This is a genomic window from Pelomonas sp. KK5 (assembly GCF_001984095.1).
In the GTDB taxonomy this organism is placed as follows: Bacteria; Pseudomonadota; Gammaproteobacteria; order Burkholderiales; family Burkholderiaceae_C; genus KK5.
This window is the reverse complement of sequence record NZ_LYVQ01000123.1, coordinates 1-19,729: the sequence shown is the minus strand read 5'-3', so window position 1 is coordinate 19,729 and position 19,729 is coordinate 1. Positions and strand designations below refer to the sequence as shown.

The following is a 19,729-nucleotide window of genomic DNA, read 5'->3' as shown; positions in this document are numbered from 1 at the left end:
TTCTCCGCGACGTTGGCGACGGTGATGTCCAGGCGCAGCAGCGACGGTGACGCCGGCAGCTCGAAGACGAAGGGGCCTTCGCTGCGCAGCAGCGGCGCCGAGCCGTTGATCCGCAGTGACACGGCATCGCGCACGGCTCCGAGGTCCAGCCGCAGCGCAGCGCCGGCCTGCTGCTCCTGCGGCGTCAGCTCGAGGTCGAGCCGGTAGTGCAGCTGGCCGGCGAAGTCCCCGAGTGATGGGTGCGCGCCCAGGTCGGCCAGCGTGGCCCACTGCGCCTCGAAGGCGATGGCGCGGCCGCCCAGGCCGACGCCGGCGCCGCGGACCTGCCAGGGGCCGCTCAATTCACGATGGGCCGTGGGCACGAATGGGGTCAGGTCTTGCGCCGCGCGGCAGCGGGCCGCCGGCGCGAGCCGCAGCCAGCGCGCGCTGCGTGCTGGCAGGTGGATCTCCGAACCGGTCGCCAGGCTCTCGATCTTGCCGGTCCAGGCGCACCAGGTTTCGGCGGCGTGCGCGTCCGGCAGCTTCAGCTGCAGCGTTCGATCGGTGGCTGCCGGGTTGCTCACGAAGGCCCATTGCGCGCCCTCATGCTCGCGCACATGGAAGGCGCAGCCATGGCCGGCCGGGAGGTCCAGGCTGGGCGGCACGCCGGCCTCGCGCAGCGCCCGGCCGAGCGCGGAGGGCGCAACCAGGGGGACGGCCGCCATCGCCCGCCGCACGCGCTGATCGCGGGCCGCGGCGTCCAGCAAGCCGGCCTCGCGACCGGGGATCGAGCCGCAGGCGCGGACCGTCACGCCGGCCTCCGCGCAGGCGTTGATGAACTCGGCCACCTCGGCGCGCAGCGCAGCCAGGTCGGGCAGCATCACCGCCTGGTAGCGGTGGCCGCCCGGCGTGACGAGGGCGCCGGGCTCCAGCCGGCTGGCCAGCAGGGCGTGGTCGTTGATCCAGTCCCAGTCGTAGCCGGCGTCCTGCAGCGCGTCGTGCCAGGGCGGCGGGGTCATGCGGTCGGCAGCGCCGTTGAAGGCGAACAGGTCCGGCGGCGCGAGCACGGCCACGGGGACGACGGCCCTGCCGCGCTGCAGCAGCGCCTGGTTGCGGGCCATGTAGTCGGTCAGCGGGCGCGCCATCGGCCACCAGGGCGTGGCCTCGTTCAGCGGCGTGCCGATCTCCATGGCCTCGAAGGGATACCAGGGGTGGCCGCCGGTCCAGCCGCTCATGGGCGCCGCGGCGCCGTGGCCGACGAGTTGCTGGATGCCGGCGGCGTAGAACACGTCGGCCCGTTCGCGCACCTGCTGCGGCGTGACGGCCAGGCCCTCCAGCAGCCAGCAGAAGGCCTCGCCGCTGACGAGCTTGCGGCCATAGAGGTGCGCGGCCGAGCGGGCCATGCGCAGCAGGTGCGGCGCGGCGCCGCCGGCCAGGTCCTCGGTCTCGGGGATGCCGGCCGCGCCATAGGCCTGCAGCCAGTCCGCCGGCGCGCCGTGGGCCTGGATCTTGGCCTGCACGCCAACGCGCTCGGCCCATTCCTGCAGCGGCGCGTAGAGGCGCTCGATCATCAGCTCGGAGACCGTCAGCCGGTAGTCGGCCCGCACGCGGGCGCCCAGCTCGGCGTCGTCGAACAGTGGTGCGCCCTGTCGGGCCTGGAAGCAGTTGCGCCAGCCGGGTTGCAGCGTCAGCGGCAGCCAGGGGGTCAGCGCATAGCCGCGGCGGCGACCGAACTCGTCGAGGAAATCGCCGGTCCAGGGCAGGTCGGCGGGGATCTCCAGGCTGTCCACGAAGACGCTGCGCCAGGTCGTGCCGGCGTGTCTCGCCCAGGCTGGCCGGGCGGCATCGCCGACCCGCGCGGCATGGGCGTCGAAGGCGGCGCGGTTCAGGTGGTCCAGCACCAGCTGCGGGCCGCGCCCGGCGCCTTCCAGGATCATCTGGTCGCTGACGAAGCTGCGGCAGACGACCAGCTGCCATTCACCTTCGGGCACGTCCCACTGCAGGCTGCCGTCGTCCTGCAGGCGATCGGTGAGATCGATCGCGCCGGCCGCGTCGACCCAGCCCGCGGCCAGCACCTGGCCCCAGCGGTCGGGCAGGGTCATCGGCACGAAGCCGGCGAAGGGGCCGAGGCTGGGCGTGCCGCCGCGCAGGGCCAGCACCGCGACGAGCTCGCTCAGGCCTTCGATGCGCTGCTGCCAGCCCGGCGGCAGCGCCTGCGCCTCGTCGATGCCGCCGTGCTGCGCTTGCCAGGTGGCATTGCGCAGCGGGCGCTCCGGCTGGCGCGGAATGCCTTGCCAGGCGCCAGGGCCCTGCACGGTGGTCCAGGCCAGCGTCAGTTCGCGGGTCGCCAGCTCGGGCGTGATCGCCTCGCCGCCGCCGAACGGCCAGGCCGATCCGAAGGTCACGTCAACGACCATCCCCAGCCGCGCCGCCTCGTCCATCACGCCGGCCACCAGCTCGAACCAGGCCGGCGTGAACACCTCGTGCACGCGCGCCGCCTGCGCGGGGGTCAGGTCATGCGGCAGGCCGATCCGGCAGGGCTGGATCTCCACGCCGCCCCAGCCCGCGGCGGCGAAGCCGCGGAGCTGCCCGCACAGCGAAGCCAGGTCCACCGCGCCGCCCGGCCACCACCAGCGCAGCATCGGCCGGACCGCCACTGGCGGCTCGCGAAAAACCGCCTCGATGTTCATGTGGCTTGCGGCGCCTTGTGGAAACGCCCGTCCTTCATGATGGCCTTCAGGTGGTGCCTGTTCTGCAGGATCGCGACGTTCTGCGTCGGGTCGCCATCGACCAGCAGCAGGTCGGCGAGGTAGCCTTCCTTCAGCAGGCCGAGTTCGTCGCCCATGCCCATGGCCTGGCCGCCCAGCGCCGTGGCCGCATGCATCGCCTCGGCGGGCGTGTAGCCGAAGTGCTGGACCCACAGCTCCAGGTCCCGCGCGTTGCGGCCGTTGGGGTTGAAGGGAAAGCCGTAGTCGCCGCCCGGCACCAGGCGCACTCCGCGGCGGCGCAGCTCGGGCACGATCTGCTTCTGGCGCTCCAGCACGACGGCGGCGTCCTGCTTCATGTGGGCCATGTCGATGTGCGGCGGCGGGTTGGCATCCAGCGTGGCCTGGATGATGCCGATCGAGGGGCCGACGAAGACGCGGTCCTTCGCGGCCTCCAGCATGTCCAGCGCCTCCTCGTCCGCATAGGTGCAGTGGTAGAGCATGTGGAAGCCGTTGCGCACGCCCATCTTGACGGCCTCGGCCGCATGGGCGTGGCCGGTGAGGAACAGCCTGCTCTCGCGCGCCTGCTCGCCGGCGGCCTTGATCTCGTCCTCGGTGTAGAGCAGCTCCAGCGAGGCGCCGGGCTTCAGCGCGCTCTCGCCGGACAGCAGGAACTTGACCGACTTCGCGCCGATCTCGGCGCAGCCCTTGACGAAGGCGCGCACGTTCTCGGGGCCGGCGCCGTGCTCGTCCACCTTGCCCGGGTCCAGCATCGATCCGTCGCTGGGCGGCTCGCGCTCGACCGAGGACGGGATCAGTCGGGGGCCCGGCATGCCGCCCGAGTCGATCTGCTCCTTCAGCACGATCTCCAGCCGCTTGCTCAAAGCGCCGGCCGAGTAGGCGCCGGTGAAGCCGTGGTCCAGCAGGATGCGGGCGTTGCGGGCGGCCGTGAGCGCCAGCTCTTCCGGCGGCAGCGCCATGCCGGGCACGAACTTCTCGACGCTGGTGGGCCAGGTCAGGTGGGCGTGGGATTCGATCAGGCCGGGCATCAGCATGCCGCCGCGGCCGTCGATCACCCTGGCGTTGTCGCGCAAGACCTGACCCCCGTCGCGGGCGATGGACGTGATGCGATTGCCGTCCACGCGCAGCTCGCCGGCAAAGGGCTCGCTGCCGCTGCCGTCGAAGAGGCGCACGTTGGTGAACACGGTGCCGGGCTCGGCGGCGGGTGGGGTGTAGCGGTGGTCCATGGCCAGGTCCTTGGCGTTGCCGGGGGCGGGCTTGAGCGCGATGTCGCCGCTCAGCGCGTTGTCGCGGGCGATGCGGCCGAGCACCCGGGCGCTGGGCTTGAGCGTGCGCTGCTGGGTGCTGCGGTCCACCGCGATCAGGCCGAAGCGCATCGCGTAGCCGAACACCCACTCGAAGTTGTCGAAGCCGCTCCAGCAGGTGTAGCCGATCAGCGGCACGCCGTCGGCGATCGCGTCGTGCAGGCCGGCCAGCGCCTGTTCGAGGAACTCGACGCGGCGCGTGTCGTCGTCGCCGCAGTAGCCGTTCTCGGTGATCAGGATCGGCAGCTTCAGATCATGCGCCACGCGGCGCGCCACCGAGGACACCGCCTGCGGCACGAACTCGTAGCGCGCGCCGGTCATCTCGGCGCCGGCCGGCGGGGCGATCTGGCCCTCGGGGCCGTGGATCTCGCGGGTGTAGTTCTGCAGCGCGAAGAAGTCGTCGCCTTCGATGGCCGGCAGCCACTGGCGGAAGTTGCCGTGCCACATGCGCGCCGCGCTCTCCTCGCCGCCAGCGACGTGCTGCGGCTGCGACAGGGCCAGCGCCAGGCCCACCTGCACGCCCGGCGCCACGCGGCGGATCACGTCGCGCGCGGCGCGGTGCGCGGCCTGGATGGTCGCCACGCCGCGCTCGTCGCCCGCCATCTGGAAGGCGCAGTAGGTGGCCGCATCGGTGCCGCAGGCCCGGGCGGCGCTCTCGCGCCAGCCGGGCGCGCGCCAGCTCTTCACGTCCACGCCCACCGGCGGCACGAAGCCCAGCGTGGCGAACAGCGACTGCAGCAGCACGCCGATATTGCATTCGTTCAGCGTGACGACCCGCTTCACCGCCGGCCCCAGCGCCGGCATCACGCGTTCGACATAACGGGCAAACAGGGCGGGTGTCCGCTCGCCGCGCCAGCCGCCCAGCGGCATCAGCCACTTCGGCGAGGTGAAGTGGTGCAGCGTGACGACGGGTTCGAGCCCGTGCTCCACGCAGGCATCGACCATCGCGCGGTAGTGGGCCAGCGCCTCTTCGCTGAACACGCCTTCGCTCGGCTCGACGCGCGCCCACTCGACCGAGAAGCGGTAGGCCTGCAGGCCCAGCGAGGCCAGCAGCGCGATGTCCTCGCGGTAGCGGTGGTAGTGGTCGATCGAGTCGCCGCTCTTGTCCACGTAGGGCGAGCCCTCGGCCCATTCCTCGGCCCAGGTGTCGCAGTTGTCGTTGCCGCCCTCGACCTGATGCGCGGCGGTGGCGGCGCCCCAGAGGAAGCCGGCGGGAAAGGTCTTGCTGATGTTCGATGGCATGGAGGCGGCTCAGAACTTGATATCGGCGGTCAGGCCCACGGTACGGAAGGAGTTTGCGCCCAGCGAGTAGGCATAGCCCGAGCCGGCGCCCTTGCCGGGCAGCGGGTAGATGATCGCGTTGGGCACGCGCTCGTCGCCGGCGTTGCGTACGAACAGGCCCACGCCCCACTTGTCGTCCGGGCTGCGCAGGCCGGTGCGCAGGCCGACGATCGAGTGGGCCTTGTAGCTGCACTCGGGCGCCAGCGTGTTGCACAGGCGTACGGCGGTCTTGTAGGTCACATCCGCGCCGAGCGTCCACTCGTAGCCGCCGAACACCTCGGTGTCGTAGTCGGCGCCGAGCGTGGCCTTGCCCTTGGGCGAGTACAGCAGGCGCTGGCCGCCGACGTTCTGGTTGTCGAAGGTGAAGCCGGCCGGGTACTCGGTGTTCAGGATCAGTGCGCCGCTGGCCCGCAGCGTCAGCGCACCCAGCACGCGGGCGCGCAGGTCCATCTCCAGGCCGTAGCTCTTCACGGTGGGCACGTTCAGCGGCACGCAGCTCAGCGCGCCGACGGCGGTCAGCGTGCAGTTCTGTTCCTGGAAGTTCTTGATCTTCGTGTCGAAGACGGCCAGGTCCAGGTCCACCCGGCGATCGAGCAGGCTGGTCTTGAGGCCCGCTTCCAGGCTGGTGGGCTGCTCGGCCTTGACGACCACGCCGGCCGCGGTGCCGCTGGCGCTCATCGCGGCGATCGGCGAGCTGGTGTCGATCTGCGGGCCCTTGTAGCCGCGGCTCAGCGTCAGGTAGGCGTTGGTGAGCTTGTTGAGCGCGTACTGCAAGCCGAGCTTGCCGGACAGGTCGCTCTTGCGCGCGGCGCCTTGCGCGGACTCCACCGTGCTGGGCAGCGCGAAGCCTTCGAAGGCCACGGTGCCGGTCTGGGTCTGGGCGTCCTTGACGCGGTCGCGGGTGTAGCGCAGGCCGGCCAGCAGGCTGGCCTGCTCGTCGAGCTTGAAGCTGGCCTGGCCGAACAGCGCGGCCGAGCCGGAGTCGGTGGTGGTGTCGGCGATCGTGGCGATCGAGCGTGGCACCGGCGGGGAGGGCAGGAAGGTCGGCGGGAAGATCGTCGTGGTGGACAGCTTGTGCGAGTGGTAGTCCGACACGAACAGGCCCGCCACCCAGTCGACCTGCTGGTGGCCGGGGCTGGACAGGCGCAGCTCCTGGCTGAGCTGGCGCGTCTTCGTGGCGTTGTCGGTGGAGCGGACCTTGTCATAGCCCTCCGACATGTCGATGCCGATCTCCTGCGGGCCGAGACGGTACTCGCGCACGGCGGTGATCGAAGTCAGCGTCACGCCGCCGGCCAGGGTCTTGTCGATCTGCGCGGACAGGCCGCCGACATGGCTGTCCCAGATCTCGGGAGCGTCGGAGCAGACCTGGTTGTTGCGCGGGTTGACGGTGACGCCGCAGGCGGCGAACTCGGCCAGCGGCGCATGGTCGCCGGCGGTGTTCGTCGTGTTGGCGATGGCCGGCGCGAAGAAGACGGCGTTGCGGCTCCTGGTGCTGTCGTAGTCGGCGATCAGGTTGATGCTCAGGTCGGCGTCGGGCTTGAGCAGGTAGCGCACGCGCATGCCGGTGCCGGCGTTCGTGCTGTCCTTGTCGCTGAAGGTGTTGTGATAGACGCCGGTGAGCTTGTCCACATGGGCCGTCACCCGCAGCGCGGAGATGTCATTGACGGGCAGGTTGACCGCGCCGCGCAGGACGGTGTTGCCGAGCCTGGAGCCGAGCACGTCCTTGCCGTCGATCTCGATCGACGCCGTTCCCTCGAAGCTGCCCAGGCGCGGCGCCTTGGTCACCATGTTCAGCACGCCGGCCGAGGCGTTCTTGCCGAACAGCGTGCCTTGCGGGCCGCGCAGCACTTCCACCCGCTCCAGGTCGAACAGCGCACCGCCGGCCGTGTTGCCCAGCGGAACGCCGTCGACGACGATGCCCACCGAGCTTTCGGCCGAGGTGGTGAAGACGGCGGTGCCGATGCCGCGGATCGAGGCGCTGCCGCCGGCGCCGCCGGTCTTGGTGTCGCCGAACTCCAGGCTGGCGGCCGAGCGGGACAGGTCGGTAATGTCCTTGACGCCCTGCTGCTGCAACTGCTCGGCACCGATGACGCTGATCGCCACCGGGACTTCCTTCAGGTTCTGCGTGCGCTTCTGGGCCGTCACGACGACGGTCTCCAGCGTCGCGGCGTCGCGTTTCTCCGCCGCCTTGGTGTTGTCGGCGGCAGCGGCGTCCTGGGCCGAGGCGGCGTGGGTGCCGAGGCCGAGCGTGCCCAGGGCGGCCAGGGCGAGCAGGCTGGGGCGGAAAGGGCTGAACGTAGCGGTCAAGTTTGTCTCCTCGAAGTCTTGTCGTCGTTGTGCGGCCTCGGTCTCGTGGGGTGCGGACGGGCCTTTTTGAACTGTCGAAACCCAGTCTAGGGATTCGATTCCCATTCATCCAGGGGATGCAGTGGATTTCCAGAATCCAAACTGTGGATGCAAAAGATGCGGGTCGGCGGGCGCTTCATGGGCAGCTCCGTTCAGGCGCCGTGGCGGGCGAGGAAGTCCAGCACCGGGCCGCTGAGGCTCTCGTCGCCGGTGTTCACCGCCTGGGTCTGCGAGAAGTGGTTGTGGTGGCGGATGCAGCGCAGCTCGGGCGTGAAGCCGTGCTGCCCGGCCAGGCGCGAGAACAGTTCGCCGGCCTGCACCTGCATCTGCAGCAGGTCCCGCTCGGCATGAGTGATCAGCAGCGGGAACGGGGCCACATCCACCTGCAGGGCCGTGCTCATCGCGGCCAGGGCCTCGGGATCGTCGGTGCCGAAATAGGCGTCGTTGCGAGGGTCGGGCGTGGCGATGTTCAGGGCCTCGCGGGACAGCCGTTCCAGCCGGGCGTTGTACGGACCGGAACAGAGGACCGCGCCCCGCACGCCATGAACGCCGAAGCGCGACATCAGGCAGGCCGCCGCCACATGGGCCGCGCCGGCCGATTCGCCCATCAGGAAGATGCGCCCGGGGTCGGCCCCCAGCGCCGGCGCCTGCTCGCGCGCCCAGGTCAGCGCGGCGGCCACGTCCTGCGGCCCGGCGGGCCAGCGGTGGGCCGGCGCCAGCCGGTAGTTGGGCAGCAGCGCGACGACGCCGTGGCGCGCCAGGTGCCAGCCGATATTGGCCTTGTGGGCCTTGTCTCCGCGGATGAAGCCGCCGCCGTGGAAGAACAGCAGCAGCGGCCGCGGCGACGTTGCGGGCGAGGCCGGCTGGTAGACGTCGAGCACCTGCCGCTCGTCGTCGCCATAGGGCCGGGACTCGGTGCGCAGCACGCCCTCGGTGGGCTGGCGGGCCAGCAGCGGCTCGTACAGCGCCTGCACCTGCGGCAGGTTGAAGCCCGAGCCGAGTTCCGCGAGGCGCGCGGCGATCTCCGGAGGAACGGAATTCAGGGTCGTCATGGCTTCAAGTATCCGGGCCGCCGTGCAGGTGCAGGATCGCGCCGTCCAGCAGCGCCCCCAGTTCCACGGCATGGCCGGCCGTGCCGTAGACATAGTGGTCCGGCCGCAGCAGCGCTGCCTTGCAATCCTGGGCCTGGAACCAGCGCTCCATCACGGCATCCGCCTCGGCGACCCGGCCGGGACCCGCGCCGAAGCGCAGCGTCTGAAGGCCCAGCGCCTGCGCCTGGGCGGGCGTGGCCTCGTCGAGAGCGCTGCCAGCCGCCAGCAGCAGGCGCCAGCCGCAACCGAGCAGCTGGTCCATGCGGATGCGCCGGTCGTGCTGGCGCAGCCAGGGCTGCGGCGCCAGGCTGCCGCGCGCGGGGCGCTCGATGCGGTCGAGCAGGCCGGTGCGCAGGCGCGGCAGCATGTCCTGGCGTGGCGTGGGCCGCACGGTGCCTCCGCCCTCGGCCAGCATCTGGCGGTCGCGCTCGCGCGCCGCGGCGGGGTCGCGTTCGCAGATCACCGCGCCGATCGCCTTCAGCCGGGTCGTCAGGTCGACCACATGGGCCTTGCGTTCCTCGCCATAGCTGTCCAGCAGGGCCTCGGCGGCGGTGTCGCCGACATCGCCGCGCAGCACCGCGCCGAGCTTCCAGGCCAGGTTGGCCACGTCGCGCACGCCCTGGCACATGCCCTGGCCGAGGAAGGGCGGCTGCTGGTGCGCCGCGTCGCCGGCGATGAAGACCCGGCCGACGCGCCAGCGCTCGGCCACCAGCGCATGGAAGCGATAGGCGGCCTGGCGCCACAGCGCGCCCTCGTCCGGCGTGATCCAGCGCGACAGCAGGTCCCAGGTGGCCGCGTCCTCCACGACGGCCTTCGGGTCCTCGCCGGGCTTCAGCGAGATCTCCCAGCGGCGGTGGTTCTTCGGGCCGATCACATAACTGCAAGGCCGCTCGGGTTCGCAGTACTGGATGCTGGTGCGCGGCAGCCGGGCCAGGCCCCGCTCGTTGGCCAGCACGTCGACGACCAGCCAGGGCTCGTCGAAGGACAGGTCCTCCAGCTCGATGCCGGCGAGGCCGCGCACGGTGCTCGAGGCGCCATCGCAGCCGATCGCGTAGCGCGCCCGCAGCGAGTGCCCGGCGCCCGACTCGTCCTGGCACTGCAGCATCACTTCGCCGGCCTGGTGGCGCAGGTCGACGAGGTTCAGGCCGGTGCGCACGTTGACCGAGGGCAGGGCCGCCACGGCGCGCCGCAGCACCTGCTCGACCGGTGGCTGGCTGAACACCACCGACGGTGTGTAGCCTTGCGGGTAGGGCGGCTCCACCATGGTCATGCGGCGGATCAGCGCGCCCTCGACGCCGTAGTAGCAGGAGTCGGTGAAGGGCTCGATGAAGGGCGCGATCTGCTCGGCCACGCCCAGCTGCTGGAAGACGCGCAGCACCTCGTGGTCCAGCGCGATGGCGCGCGGCCGGTCGTAGACCTCATGCTGCCGGTCCATCACCAGGACCTTGAAGCCGGCTTGGCCCAGCAGCGCGGCGGCGACGGCGCCGCTCGGCCCGAAGCCGACGATGGCCACGTCGTACAGCGGTTCCGCCATCGCTCAGGCCCCTTCGCGGCGGATCGGGTTGGCGAGGATGCCGATGCGCTCGATCTCGATCTCGATCAGATCGCCGTCCTTCATCCACACCGGCGGCGTGCGGGCCTGGCCGACGCCGGCCGGCGTGCCCATCACGATCACGTCGCCGGGTTCCAGCGTCATGCAGTCGGACAGCAGCGAGATCGTCTCGGCCACGCTCCAGATCATGTCGGTGGTGCTGGCGTCCTGCATCACCCGGCCATTCAGCCGGCTCTGGATGCGCAGGCCGGTGGCGCCGGGCGCCAGCTCGTCGGCCGTCACCAGCACCGGGCCGAAGCCGCCGGTGGCGTCGAAGTTCTTGCCGATCGTCCATTGCGGCGTGCGCTTCTGGTAGTCGCGCACCGACATGTCGTTGAAGCAGGTGTAGCCGAACACGTGGCGCAGCGCCTCGTCCTGGCTCACATGGCGTGGCACCCGCGTGCCGATGACCAGGGCCAGCTCGGCCTCGTAGTCGAACTTCTCCGAGACCCTGGGCAACTGCCCGGCCGCGCCATGGCCGATCAGCGAGCTCTTGCCGCGGAAGAAGAACCACGGGTACTCGGGCTTCTCGCGGCCGCCTTCCTTGGCATGGTCGTAGTAGTTGAGGCCCAGGCAGATGGTCTTGCCGGGCTCGGGCACCAGCGGGGCGAGGGTCAGGTCTTGCAGGGCCAGGCGCGGCGCCGCGCTGTCTCGTGCGGCGGCGGCTGCGGCGGCGAGATCGACGCCGGCTTCCAGCGCGGCGCGCAGGTCCGCCGGCACCTGGGGCTGGGCCGCGTTCAGGTCGATGAGCTGCTGCTCGCCGTCGAGGAGACCAAGCCGGGTGCTGCCGTCGGGGGCGAGGAAGGTGGTGAATTTCATGGAGGGCGTTCAGGTGGGAATGAAGAAGACGTGGCGCTGGGCTTCCTTCAGCGCGGCGCTGGGCGGCTGGGAGATGCCCCACTGGTCGACGCGGCCGGGCGGCCAGGTCCAGTCGGCGGGGCCGCCGGGGCGGTAGCTGTCGTCGATCTGCTCGACCTCGGCCGTGTATTCGATGACTTCGCCGAAGGGGCCGATGAAGTAGTTGAAGGCGTTGTTGCCGGGGCCGTGGCGGCCGGGGCCCCACTCGATCGCATGGCCGGCGTCGCGCATGCGGCCGCCGCCGCGCATCACCGAATCCAGGTCGGGCATCACGAAGGCGATGTGGTTGAGCGCGTCGTTGTCGGCATCGCCCAGCGCGAGCGTGTGGTGGTCACGGTCGCAGTTCATGAAGGCCATGATCCGGCTGCGGTCGGCCAGCGTGAAGCCGAGGGTTCGCTCGAGCCAGGCCTGGCTGGCCGGCAGCGCGTGGCTGTTCAGCACCGCGTGGGCCAGGCGGACCGGGCGGTCGGCCTGCTCGGTGGTGTCGGCATGGCGCGCATCGCCGTGGACGACCTCGAACAGGCGTCCGTCCGGGTCGCGCAGCATCAGGCCCTGGCCGCCCGAGGGCTCCGCGATGGGGGCCAGGTCTTGCCACAGGGCCTCGCCGGCCGCCTCGGCGATCGCCTTCAGCGCCGCCTCGCCGCGGGCGCGCAGCGTGACCTTGCGGATCGCCAGCCGGTCGGCCCGATGCAGCGCCAGCAGGTGATGGTCGGCGCCGGTGCCGCGCAGGTAGATCGCGTCGGCGCTGCGGGCCGCCACGGCGAGGTGCCAGACCTCGGTGTAGAAGCGCTCGGCGCGGGCGAGGTCGGGCACGTCCAGCGCGACGCTGCGCAGCCCGCTGATCCAGGGTGAACTCATCGTTGTGTCTCTGTGTGGGGAAGGCCGAGGAAGCGCTCGGCATTGCCATGCAGCAGCGCGCTGACGGTGGCGGCGTCGAAGCCGGCCGCCGCGACCCGCTCGGCCGGCGCGCGCTCATGGAACGCGAAGGGGTAGTCGCTGCCCAGCATCAGCTGGCTCGCGCCGAAACGCTCGACCAGATGGCGCAGCGTCGCCTCGTCGAACACCAGCGTGTCGAAGAACAGGCGGCGCGCCTGTTCCACCGGCGAGGCCTGCAGCTGCTCGCGCAGCGCCGGGAAGACCTGCCAGCCCTGCTGCAGCCGCGGCAGCAGCATCGCCAGCGTGCCGCCGCCGTGGCTGAAGCCGATGCGCAGGCGCGGGCAGGCGAGCAGCAGGTTCGCCGTGATCACCGAGGCCGCGGCGAGGCCCACGTCGCTCGGGTAGGCCAGTACCTGCTGCAAGGGCGCGGGGCCGACCAGACGGTCCATGCCGGTGGGCTTGAGCGCATGGACGAAGACGGGGACGTCCAGCGCCTCGCAGGCCTGGAAGAAGGGCAGGAAGCGGGGATCGCCGATGGGCACGCCATTGACGTTGCTGCCGAGTTCCACGCCCACGAGGCCCAGCGCCTGCACGGCATGCCGCAGCTCGGCGATGGCGAGGTCGATGTCCTGCAGCGGCACGGCGGCGAGGCCCAGCAGCGCCCCCTCGCTGTCGGCCACCATGGCGGCGGTCTGCTCGTTCAGGTAGCGCAGCAGCTGCTGCGCGTCGGCCGGCGCCAGCCAGTAGCTGAGCAACTCGGGCATCGGCGAAATCACCTGGTGCTTCAGGCCCATGCCCGGCAGGTCGGCCAGCCGGCGCGGCGTGCTCCAGCATTTCTCGGAGATGGTGCGGTACTGGCGACCGGCGATCATCACGTGGCGATGGCAGAGTCCGCCCTGCGCCGGCGCCTCGACGGAGGAGGGCCAGAGCGCGGGCATATGGGCGCCCAGGTAGTCGGGCAGCCGCTCCGGCACCACATGCGCATGCACGTCGATGCCGCCGCAGGCGCAGGGTTGCAGCTTCATGCTGCCTGCAGTCCGACGGCCTGGATGCCGGTGGCGCAGATGGCCTCGTCCTCGTCGCCGCTGCCCCCGGAGGCGCCGGCGGCGCCGATGATGCGGCCCGCCTCGTCGCGGATCAGCAGGGCACCCGGCTGGGGCAGGAACTTGCCGTGCGCCGTGTCGGCCAGCGCCGCGAAGAAGTTCGGGTTGCCTTTGGCCCGCTCGGCCAGCACGCGGCTGGAGGCGCCCATCGCCACGGCGGCCCAGGCCTTGCCGGTGGCGATGTCGATGCGGAACATGCTGGCGCCATCTTCGCGCTGGGCTGCCTTCAAGTGGCCCGCCTCGTCCAGCACCACCACGGCCATCGGGGCGTGGCCCGCCGTCCGCGCGGCCGCCAGCGTGGCGGCGATCAGTGCATTGGCCTGGGCCAGCGTCAGTGCGGACATGGGCGCGTCTCCTCGTCTTCTTGTGAACTCGCGGCGAGTCTAGGGAGCGGGTTTAAATTCATCCAGACGATGCGGTGGATATTTAGAATCCACCAAATGGATATAGCAAACGTCGACCTGAACCTGCTGGTGACCTTCGATGCGATGGTCGAGCACCGCAGCGTGACCCGCGCGGGCGAGGCCATCGGCCTCAGCCAGCCGGCGATGAGCGCGGCGCTAAACCGCCTGCGGACCTTGTTCGGCGACCCGCTGTTCGTGAAGACCGGCAGCTCGATGGAGCCGACGCTGCGCGCGCAGGAACTGGCTCCGCACGTGCGCCGCGTGATCGACACGGTGAAGACCGACATCCTCAACAGCGCCACCTTCGACCCCGCCACCAGCGAACGCACCTTCACGCTGATCACGCCGGATATTGGCGAGATGCACTTCGTGCCGCCGCTGCTGGCGCATCTGGCGGCGGTGGCGCCGCGGCTGCGGCTGCGTGTGGTGTCACGGCCCAAGCTGGCGGCGTCGGAGGCACTGGCGACCGGCGCCGCGGATCTGGCGCTGGGCTATTTCCCGGACCTGGACAGCGCCGAGTTCTTCCGCCGCAAGCTGTTCGACAACCGCCATGTCTGCATCGTCCGCAAGGGGCATCCCGGTGTCGGCCGCGGGGCCTTGTCAGTGGATGCCTATCTGGCGATGCGGCACGTCGTCGTGCGGCCGGAGGGGCGCGCCCATGTCTTCGAGCAGTACCTGCAGCAGCAGGGGCTCAAGCGCGAAGTGGCGCTGGAGATCTCGCATTTCATGAGCCTGCCGCCGATCATCGAGGCCAGCGACCTGATCGCCACGGTGCCGCGCGACCTGGCCGACATCTGCTCACGCTATGCGGAGCTGCGCATCTTCGATGCTCCGGTGCCGGCACCGGTGATTCCGGTTCACCAGTTCTGGCACCGGCGGGCGCACAAGGATGCTGCCATGGTGTGGTTGAGGGACAGCATCCAGACCTTGTTCGCCTGACCGCGAACGGCGACGGACGGCCGAGACCTTCAATTTCAAGAAGCATCGCCAACCACTGCATGGCTTGCTCCGGCCGAGGGCTTGCCGTGGCGGGCGACTCGGCGGGCGCGGCCCGATGTGGTCGATTGGCCGCGCGATATCCACGACATCGCGCAGGTCGCTTCGAGACACCGGATGTCTACAGAACGTTCATCCCGCCATCCAGTGGAATCACCGTCCCGGTGACGAAAGCCCCGGCGCGTGAACTGAGAAAGATCGCCAGGCCCGAGATGTCCGAGGCCTCGCCGGTGCGGCCGAGCGGTATGCCCTGCACGATCTTGCGGCGGCGCTGCTCGTCCGCGAGATAGGGCGCACTCATGTTCGACGGGAAGAAGCCCGGCGCGATCGCGTTGACGAGGATGCGGCGTGGTGCCAGTTCGCGCGCGAGGCTGCGCGTCAGCTGGTGCAGGGCGGCCTTGGACGGGCCGTAGGCGAAGGTGTTGCTGCTGCTCGTCTTCAGCCCGGCGACCGAGCCGATGTTGATGATGCGGGCTGGGTCTTCCTCGCTGGCCGCGCGCTCCATCAGCGGCAGCAGGCGCTGGGCCAGCATGAAGGGTACCTGCACGTTCAGCGCCATCAACTCGGGCCAGGCGTCGTCGGGATAGCTGTCGAAGGGGGCGGCCACGGCGGTGCCGGCGTTGTTGACGAGCACGTGCAGCGGCTCGTCGCGCTGCTGCAGCGTGGCAACGAGCGCGGCCACGCCATCGGCCGTGCCGAGGTCGCATTCGATCGCATCGACCTCGCCGTGCCGCTCCAGCGCCTCGCGCGCCGCTTCGAGCGGCTGGGCGCGGCGGCCGACGATGCTGACGTTCGCACCCGCCTTCACGAAGCCTTCGGCCATCATCAGGCCCAGGCCGCTGGAGGCTCCGGTGATCAGTACCCGCTTGCCGGCGACACCGAAGAGCGCCCCGGTCTCCATCACAGGTCGTCCGTACCGAACAGCGCCGAGCTGACTGTCGGTGCGCCGGGCCCGCCGGTCAGCAGGCAGACCTTGGCATCCGGTACCGGGTTGGCCGATTCGCCGCGCAGCACGCGCACCGACTCGATCGCCGTGCCGAAGCCGTGGATGAAGCCGTGCGCCAGGTTGCCGCCCGAGGTGTTGACCGGCAGCGTGCCGCCGGGCGCGATCAGGTTCTCGAAGCGGATGAACTCGGCCACGTTCTCGAAGTTGCAGAAGCCGTGGTCGATCAGCGACATCACGCCCTGGGCGCTGAAGTTCTCGTAGAGCTGCACCACGTCCACGTCCTTCGGGCCGAGGCCGGTCTGCTGCCACAGCCGCCGCGCCACCGGTTCAAAACCGGCGCTGCCGTACTTCAGGTCGTTCTCCGCCAGATCGCCCCAGCCCTTCTCGGTACCGTTGGCGACGCCGAGCACGCGGATCGGCTTCTTCCTCAGATCCCTGGCCCGCTCGGTCGAGGTCAGCACGATGGCCGCGGCGCCGTCGTTCTCGCGCGAGCAGTCGAAAAGCCGGAACGGCTCGGCGATCCTGCGGGCGTTGCGGTAGGTGTCGAGGTCCAGGTCCTTGCCGTAGGACATCGCCTCCGGGTTGCGCGCGCCGTGGAAATAGGAGACACGCACCAGCTCCTCGGCCACGCTGAGCGGCACGCCATGGTGCTCGAACAGGCGTTGCGCGCGGATCGCGCAGCCTTGCGCGGGCGAGAGCACGCCGGCGCCGACGATGTGTGCGTTCAGGTGATGGCGCATCACGGCGGCCGAGAGCCGCCCGCTGTTGTCCTGCACCAGCGCGCGGAACACGACGACGGTGTTTGCCTGCCCGGTGGCGATGGCGGCCGCCGCCACGCCGAAGGTGGCCGCGATGCCGCCGCCGCCGCTGCCCCAGATCTGCGTGTTCAGCAGCAGGTCCCTGGTGCCCAGGTCGGACATCAGCCGCACGGGCTCGTTGTGGTCGTCCCCGTAGCCGACGAAGCCGTCCACGTCGGCGGGATTGATGCCGGCGTCCTCGCAGGCATCGACGATGGCGCGCACCAGCACGCCCTGTTCGGACATGGGCGCGGTGCCGCGCTTGTACTGGCGCAGGCCGAGGCCGGCGACGGAGACGCCGCCGCAGAAAGGTGTGCGCTTCGTCGTCATGCCGCGGCTCCGGTGCGATGCCAGCGAAGCGCGGGAATCGTCTCGCCCTCGAAGGTGGTCTGGATGATCTCGGCCTCGACCGGCTGGCCGATCTTCACCTCGGCCATCGGCTCGGCCAGGGTGCCCATCAGGCGGCGGCCGCCGGCCTCGTCCAGCTCGACGACGACCGACACGAAGGGCAGGCCCAGCTCCTTCGGCGCGCCGAACTCGTGCCAGGTGCGCGTCCAGCTGAAGATGCGCCCGCGCGGCGCGACCCGCTGCCATTGCAGCTCCCAGGAACCGCATTCGCCACAGCGAAATACCGCCGGCACATGCCAGTGATGGCAGTGGCTGCAGCGCTGCACCTTGACCTGGCCCTCGGCCAGGCCCTTCCAGTAGGCCTCGTCGGCCCCCAAACCTCGCATGTGATGTCTCCTGGCGTGTCTGTCGTCTGCACCGAGATTAGACGCGCCGCGACGGCGGCGACTCGTCGCTTGCGACGAATCGATCGATCAGCGCTGGCCGATGCGCTCGGCCTTCAGGTGGATGCCGGCGGCCTCGCGGTCCCAGCTGTCCGCGGTGAGGGCCTCTTCGCGCAGCAGCACTTTGCGGACCTTGCCTGTCTCGGTCAGCGGCAGCGCATCGAGCCGGCGGAAGTAGCGCGGCACGACATAGTGCGGTGCATTGCCGCGCAGGAAGGCCACCAGTTCGGCCCAGTCCGGCGCCTCATCGCCGTGCATGCAGACGCAGGCCATCACCTCGTCCTCCGAGTCGCGGCCCGGCACCGCGTAGGCGGCGGCTGCGCGGATGCGCGGATGGCGCAGCAGCTCCTGCTCCACCTCGTAGCACGAGATGTTCTCGCCGCGCCGGCGGATCACGTCCTTGCGGCGGTCGAGGAAGCGATACCAGCCGTCGGCGTCGGCGGTGAACACGTCGCCGGTGTGGAACCAGCCGTTGCGCCAGGCCGCGGCAGCCGCCTCCGGATGGCCCGGGTAGCCCGAGGCGAAGACCCAGGGCCGGCGGCTCCGCAGCACCATCTCGCCGGGCGTGCCGGGTGGCACCTCCATGTCGTGCTCGTCCACCAGCCGGGCCTCGTAGCCCTCGCGCAACCGGCCGGTCACGCCGCGGCGCTGCGGCTCGGCCGCGCAGCGCAGCACGGCGCCGACCTCAGTGGAGCCATAGGAGGTCCACAGCGTGGGGCCGAAGCGCTCGATGAAGCGGTAGGCTGCCGGGCCCATGGGCGCGATGTTGACGATCTTCAACGGGTGATCGCGGTCGGCCGGATCCGGCGGCTGGGCAAGCAGGAAGGCGGCCATCTGCTCGACCAGCGTGGTCGAGGTCACACCGAAGCGGCGCACCCAGGGCCAGAACTCGGCCGTGCGGAAGCCGGGCGGCACGACCAGGCTGCCGCCGTCGCGCAGCACCGCGTAGACGGTGGCCAGGCCGCCGGCATGGAACAGTGGCAGTACCAGCAGGAAGTTCGCCTCCGGGCCGAAGGTGTCGGCGTGCGGGGATTCGAGGAAGTGGAGCGCATGGACGTAGGACGAGCGCACGGCCTTGGACGCGCCGGTGGTGCCCGAGGTGAAGGCGAGCTGCATATCGTCCCAGGGCTGGATCTCGACCGGCGGCGGCTCGGCTTCGTCCAGCGCGTCGATGGACAAGGTCGGGACCGCCAGCGTCAGATCGGCCGGGCCGCCGGCCACGATCACCTGCCCCAGCCCGTGCAGCGGCACCTCGGCCAGCCGCGGCAACAGGTCACGGTGGACGATGGCGATGCGCGCCCCGCTGAGCTGCAGCGCATGCTCCAGCGAACGCCCGCGCCAGGCCAGGTTGCAGGGCGCATGAACGGCACCCAGCTCGTTGATGCCGAACCAGGCGCGCAAGGCATCGGGGCCATTGGGCAGCCAGCACAGCACCGGCTCGCCGGCCCGTACGCCTAAAGCGTGCAGGCCGCCGGCGATGCGGCGGCCCTGCGCGCGCGTCTCGGCATAGCTCCAGGACGGGCCGTCGACGAAGGTGGCGAAGGGTTTGTGCGGGTGCTGCTCGGCGCGCGCTTGCAGCAGGTCGCGCAGGACGACGCTCATCATGGCTGCATCACCCGCTCGATATTGGCGTGGAAAGTGGCCAACGCCTCCTCCAGCCCGCCGAAGCGCACCTCGTCTAGCGCGCCGCTGGCCAGGCCCTGCTGCACCCGCTGCGCGGCCTGGAAGTCTTCGGCACCGAACACGTCCTCGAAGTTGAACTTCAGCGTGCGCTCGTAGCGCTGGCGCTGCTCCTCGGTCTCGGGCAGGTCGCGCGTCAGCATGTGGCAGACGACGATCGAGCGGTCCACCGCGCGCGGCATCACGGTGATGAAGTTCATGTGATGCGGGCTGGTCACCAGCATCGCCGTGGGGAACAGGTGGTAGGCGTGGGTGACCTGCTTGTGGAGCTGGTCGACCTGCACGTCCAGCATCTCGCGGGTGAAGTGCGAGCGGCCCACCGTCTGGCGCGTGTGCGGGCCGAAGTGGGACATCAGCGTCGGCACCGGCGCGAACATCGGCGCCACCGTCTTCGCATGCAGCGGGGCCACGTGGTAGGTCTCCAGGAAGGTCTCGATCAGCAGCTTCCAGTTGGCCGCGAGGTCGAACGTGCGCCGGCCGTAGACGTGCATGGCGGGGATGCCGAAGGCCTCGAAGTCGCGGGCGAGCTGGCCCTGGACCTCGCTGAAATCGGGCGGGGCCTTGGAATCGAGCCCGACCCAGATGATGCCGCCGGCCTCGCAGACCGGCAGGCGGCGCAGGCCGTGGGTGCTCTTGTCCAGCGTCGGGAAGGTCTCGGCCCGTGGCACGCCGACGAGACGGCCGTCCAGGCTGAAGGTCCACGCGTGGAAGGGGCAGGACACGCGCCGCGTGCAGCGCGTCTCGCCCGGGTCCACCAGCTTGGCGCCGCGGTGCGTGCAGGCGTTGAGGAAGGCGTGGACGGCGCCGGCGTCGTCGCGCGTCAGCAGGATCGGCAGGCCGAAGTCATCGCTGGCGAACACGCTGTTGCGCGCCAGCGAGCCCGAGGCAGTGAGCGGCAGCGGCACGCGGCGCAGCAGCGCGGCGCGCTCGCGATCGAAGTGGGCCGGGTCGGTGTAGACG

General features: G+C 70.8%; 15 protein-coding genes. 1 reads left to right on the top strand and 14 read right to left on the bottom strand.

The window, feature by feature from the left end:
• The 9 genes from B0W88_RS18925 to B0W88_RS18875 all read right to left on the bottom strand — a co-directional run.
• Window positions 1-2,669: glycosyl hydrolase (locus B0W88_RS18925; protein ID WP_077036189.1), on the bottom strand; the 2,669-nt coding region annotated here is incomplete at its 3' end.
• The gene (locus B0W88_RS34435) at window positions 2,666-5,251 is read right to left on the bottom strand and encodes a family 1 glycosylhydrolase (RefSeq protein ID WP_198937876.1); all 2,586 of its coding nucleotides are present in this window, start codon (window positions 5,249-5,251) and stop codon (window positions 2,666-2,668) included. The genes B0W88_RS34435 and B0W88_RS18925, both read right to left, overlap by 4 nt.
• Window positions 5,252-5,260: 9 nt before the next feature.
• Window positions 5,261-7,597 carry a TonB-dependent receptor gene (locus B0W88_RS18905; RefSeq protein ID WP_233151767.1) on the bottom strand — a complete coding sequence of 779 codons (2,337 nt, stop codon included), beginning with the start codon at window positions 7,595-7,597 and terminating at the stop codon, window positions 5,261-5,263.
• Between the two features lie 191 nt (window positions 7,598-7,788).
• Window positions 7,789-8,688, bottom strand: coding sequence for an alpha/beta hydrolase (locus B0W88_RS18900; RefSeq protein WP_083748891.1), 900 nt, complete (start codon window positions 8,686-8,688; stop codon window positions 7,789-7,791).
• A gap of 4 nt (window positions 8,689-8,692) precedes the next feature.
• Complete coding sequence (locus B0W88_RS18895) at window positions 8,693-10,261, bottom strand: bifunctional 3-(3-hydroxy-phenyl)propionate/3-hydroxycinnamic acid hydroxylase (protein ID WP_077036188.1); 1,569 nt, start codon at window positions 10,259-10,261, stop codon at window positions 8,693-8,695.
• Window positions 10,262-10,264: 3 nt separating this feature from the next.
• Entirely contained in the window at window positions 10,265-11,137 is an 873-nt protein-coding gene (locus B0W88_RS18890) for a fumarylacetoacetate hydrolase family protein (protein WP_077036187.1), read from the bottom strand.
• A 9-nt stretch (window positions 11,138-11,146) separates the two neighbouring features.
• Window positions 11,147-12,034: a VOC family protein gene (locus tag B0W88_RS18885; protein WP_077036186.1), complete on the bottom strand. Its 888-nt coding sequence runs from the start codon at window positions 12,032-12,034 to the stop codon at window positions 11,147-11,149.
• Complete coding sequence (locus B0W88_RS18880) at window positions 12,031-13,077, bottom strand: amidohydrolase family protein (RefSeq protein WP_077036185.1); 1,047 nt, start codon at window positions 13,075-13,077, stop codon at window positions 12,031-12,033. The genes B0W88_RS18885 and B0W88_RS18880 overlap by 4 nt, the downstream gene beginning before the upstream one ends.
• Window positions 13,074-13,499, bottom strand: a complete 426-nt coding sequence (locus B0W88_RS18875; protein ID WP_077036184.1) for a heme-binding protein — start codon at window positions 13,497-13,499, stop codon at window positions 13,074-13,076. Before B0W88_RS18875 ends, B0W88_RS18880 begins: the two co-directional genes overlap by 4 nt.
• A gap of 96 nt (window positions 13,500-13,595) precedes the next feature.
• Here B0W88_RS18875 and B0W88_RS18870 point away from each other — a divergent pair, with 96 nt between their 5' ends.
• On the top strand, window positions 13,596-14,498 hold the full coding sequence (locus tag B0W88_RS18870) for a LysR family transcriptional regulator (protein WP_083748890.1): 903 nt from the start codon (window positions 13,596-13,598) through the stop codon (window positions 14,496-14,498).
• Between the two features lie 178 nt (window positions 14,499-14,676).
• Here B0W88_RS18870 and B0W88_RS18865 read toward each other — a convergent pair whose 3' ends face one another.
• From B0W88_RS18865 to B0W88_RS18845, 5 genes are all read right to left on the bottom strand, one after another.
• Window positions 14,677-15,456, bottom strand: coding sequence for an SDR family oxidoreductase (locus B0W88_RS18865; RefSeq protein ID WP_077036183.1), 780 nt, complete (start codon window positions 15,454-15,456; stop codon window positions 14,677-14,679).
• Window positions 15,456-16,628 (bottom strand): transporter, encoded by a 1,173-nt coding sequence (locus tag B0W88_RS18860; protein ID WP_077036182.1) that lies wholly within the window; start codon window positions 16,626-16,628, stop codon window positions 15,456-15,458. Before B0W88_RS18860 ends, B0W88_RS18865 begins: the two co-directional genes overlap by 1 nt.
• Window positions 16,625-17,032 carry a Zn-ribbon domain-containing OB-fold protein gene (locus tag B0W88_RS18855; protein WP_077036181.1) on the bottom strand — a complete coding sequence of 136 codons (408 nt, stop codon included), beginning with the start codon at window positions 17,030-17,032 and terminating at the stop codon, window positions 16,625-16,627. The genes B0W88_RS18860 and B0W88_RS18855 overlap by 4 nt, the downstream gene beginning before the upstream one ends.
• Before the next feature lie 87 nt (window positions 17,033-17,119).
• Window positions 17,120-18,691, bottom strand: coding sequence for an AMP-binding protein (locus tag B0W88_RS18850; protein WP_158080888.1), 1,572 nt, complete (start codon window positions 18,689-18,691; stop codon window positions 17,120-17,122).
• On the bottom strand, window positions 18,691-19,729 hold a 1,039-nt coding region (locus B0W88_RS18845), incomplete at its 5' end, for an aromatic ring-hydroxylating dioxygenase subunit alpha (RefSeq protein WP_077036179.1). The genes B0W88_RS18845 and B0W88_RS18850, both read right to left, overlap by 1 nt.

Bases quoted from the DNA above. Each gene is read 5' to 3' on its own strand.
- B0W88_RS18900 (WP_083748891.1), bottom strand. From the start codon at position 8,688: ATGACGACCCTGAATTCCGTTCCTCCGGAGATCGCCGCGCGCCTCGCG.
- B0W88_RS18885 (WP_077036186.1), bottom strand. From the start codon at position 12,034: ATGAGTTCACCCTGGATCAGCGGGCTGCGCAGCGTCGCGCTGGACGTG.
- B0W88_RS18865 (WP_077036183.1), bottom strand. From the start codon at position 15,456: ATGGAGACCGGGGCGCTCTTCGGTGTCGCCGGCAAGCGGGTACTGATC.
- B0W88_RS18890 (WP_077036187.1), bottom strand. From the start codon at position 11,137: ATGAAATTCACCACCTTCCTCGCCCCCGACGGCAGCACCCGGCTTGGT.
- B0W88_RS18850 (WP_158080888.1), bottom strand. From the start codon at position 18,691: ATGAGCGTCGTCCTGCGCGACCTGCTGCAAGCGCGCGCCGAGCAGCAC.
- B0W88_RS18855 (WP_077036181.1), bottom strand. From the start codon at position 17,032: ATGCGAGGTTTGGGGGCCGACGAGGCCTACTGGAAGGGCCTGGCCGAG.
- B0W88_RS18860 (WP_077036182.1), bottom strand. From the start codon at position 16,628: ATGACGACGAAGCGCACACCTTTCTGCGGCGGCGTCTCCGTCGCCGGC.
- B0W88_RS18870 (WP_083748890.1), top strand. From the start codon at position 13,596: ATGGATATAGCAAACGTCGACCTGAACCTGCTGGTGACCTTCGATGCG.
- B0W88_RS34435 (WP_198937876.1), bottom strand. From the start codon at position 5,251: ATGCCATCGAACATCAGCAAGACCTTTCCCGCCGGCTTCCTCTGGGGC.
- B0W88_RS18895 (WP_077036188.1), bottom strand. From the start codon at position 10,261: ATGGCGGAACCGCTGTACGACGTGGCCATCGTCGGCTTCGGGCCGAGC.
- B0W88_RS18880 (WP_077036185.1), bottom strand. From the start codon at position 13,077: ATGAAGCTGCAACCCTGCGCCTGCGGCGGCATCGACGTGCATGCGCAT.
- B0W88_RS18875 (WP_077036184.1), bottom strand. From the start codon at position 13,499: ATGTCCGCACTGACGCTGGCCCAGGCCAATGCACTGATCGCCGCCACG.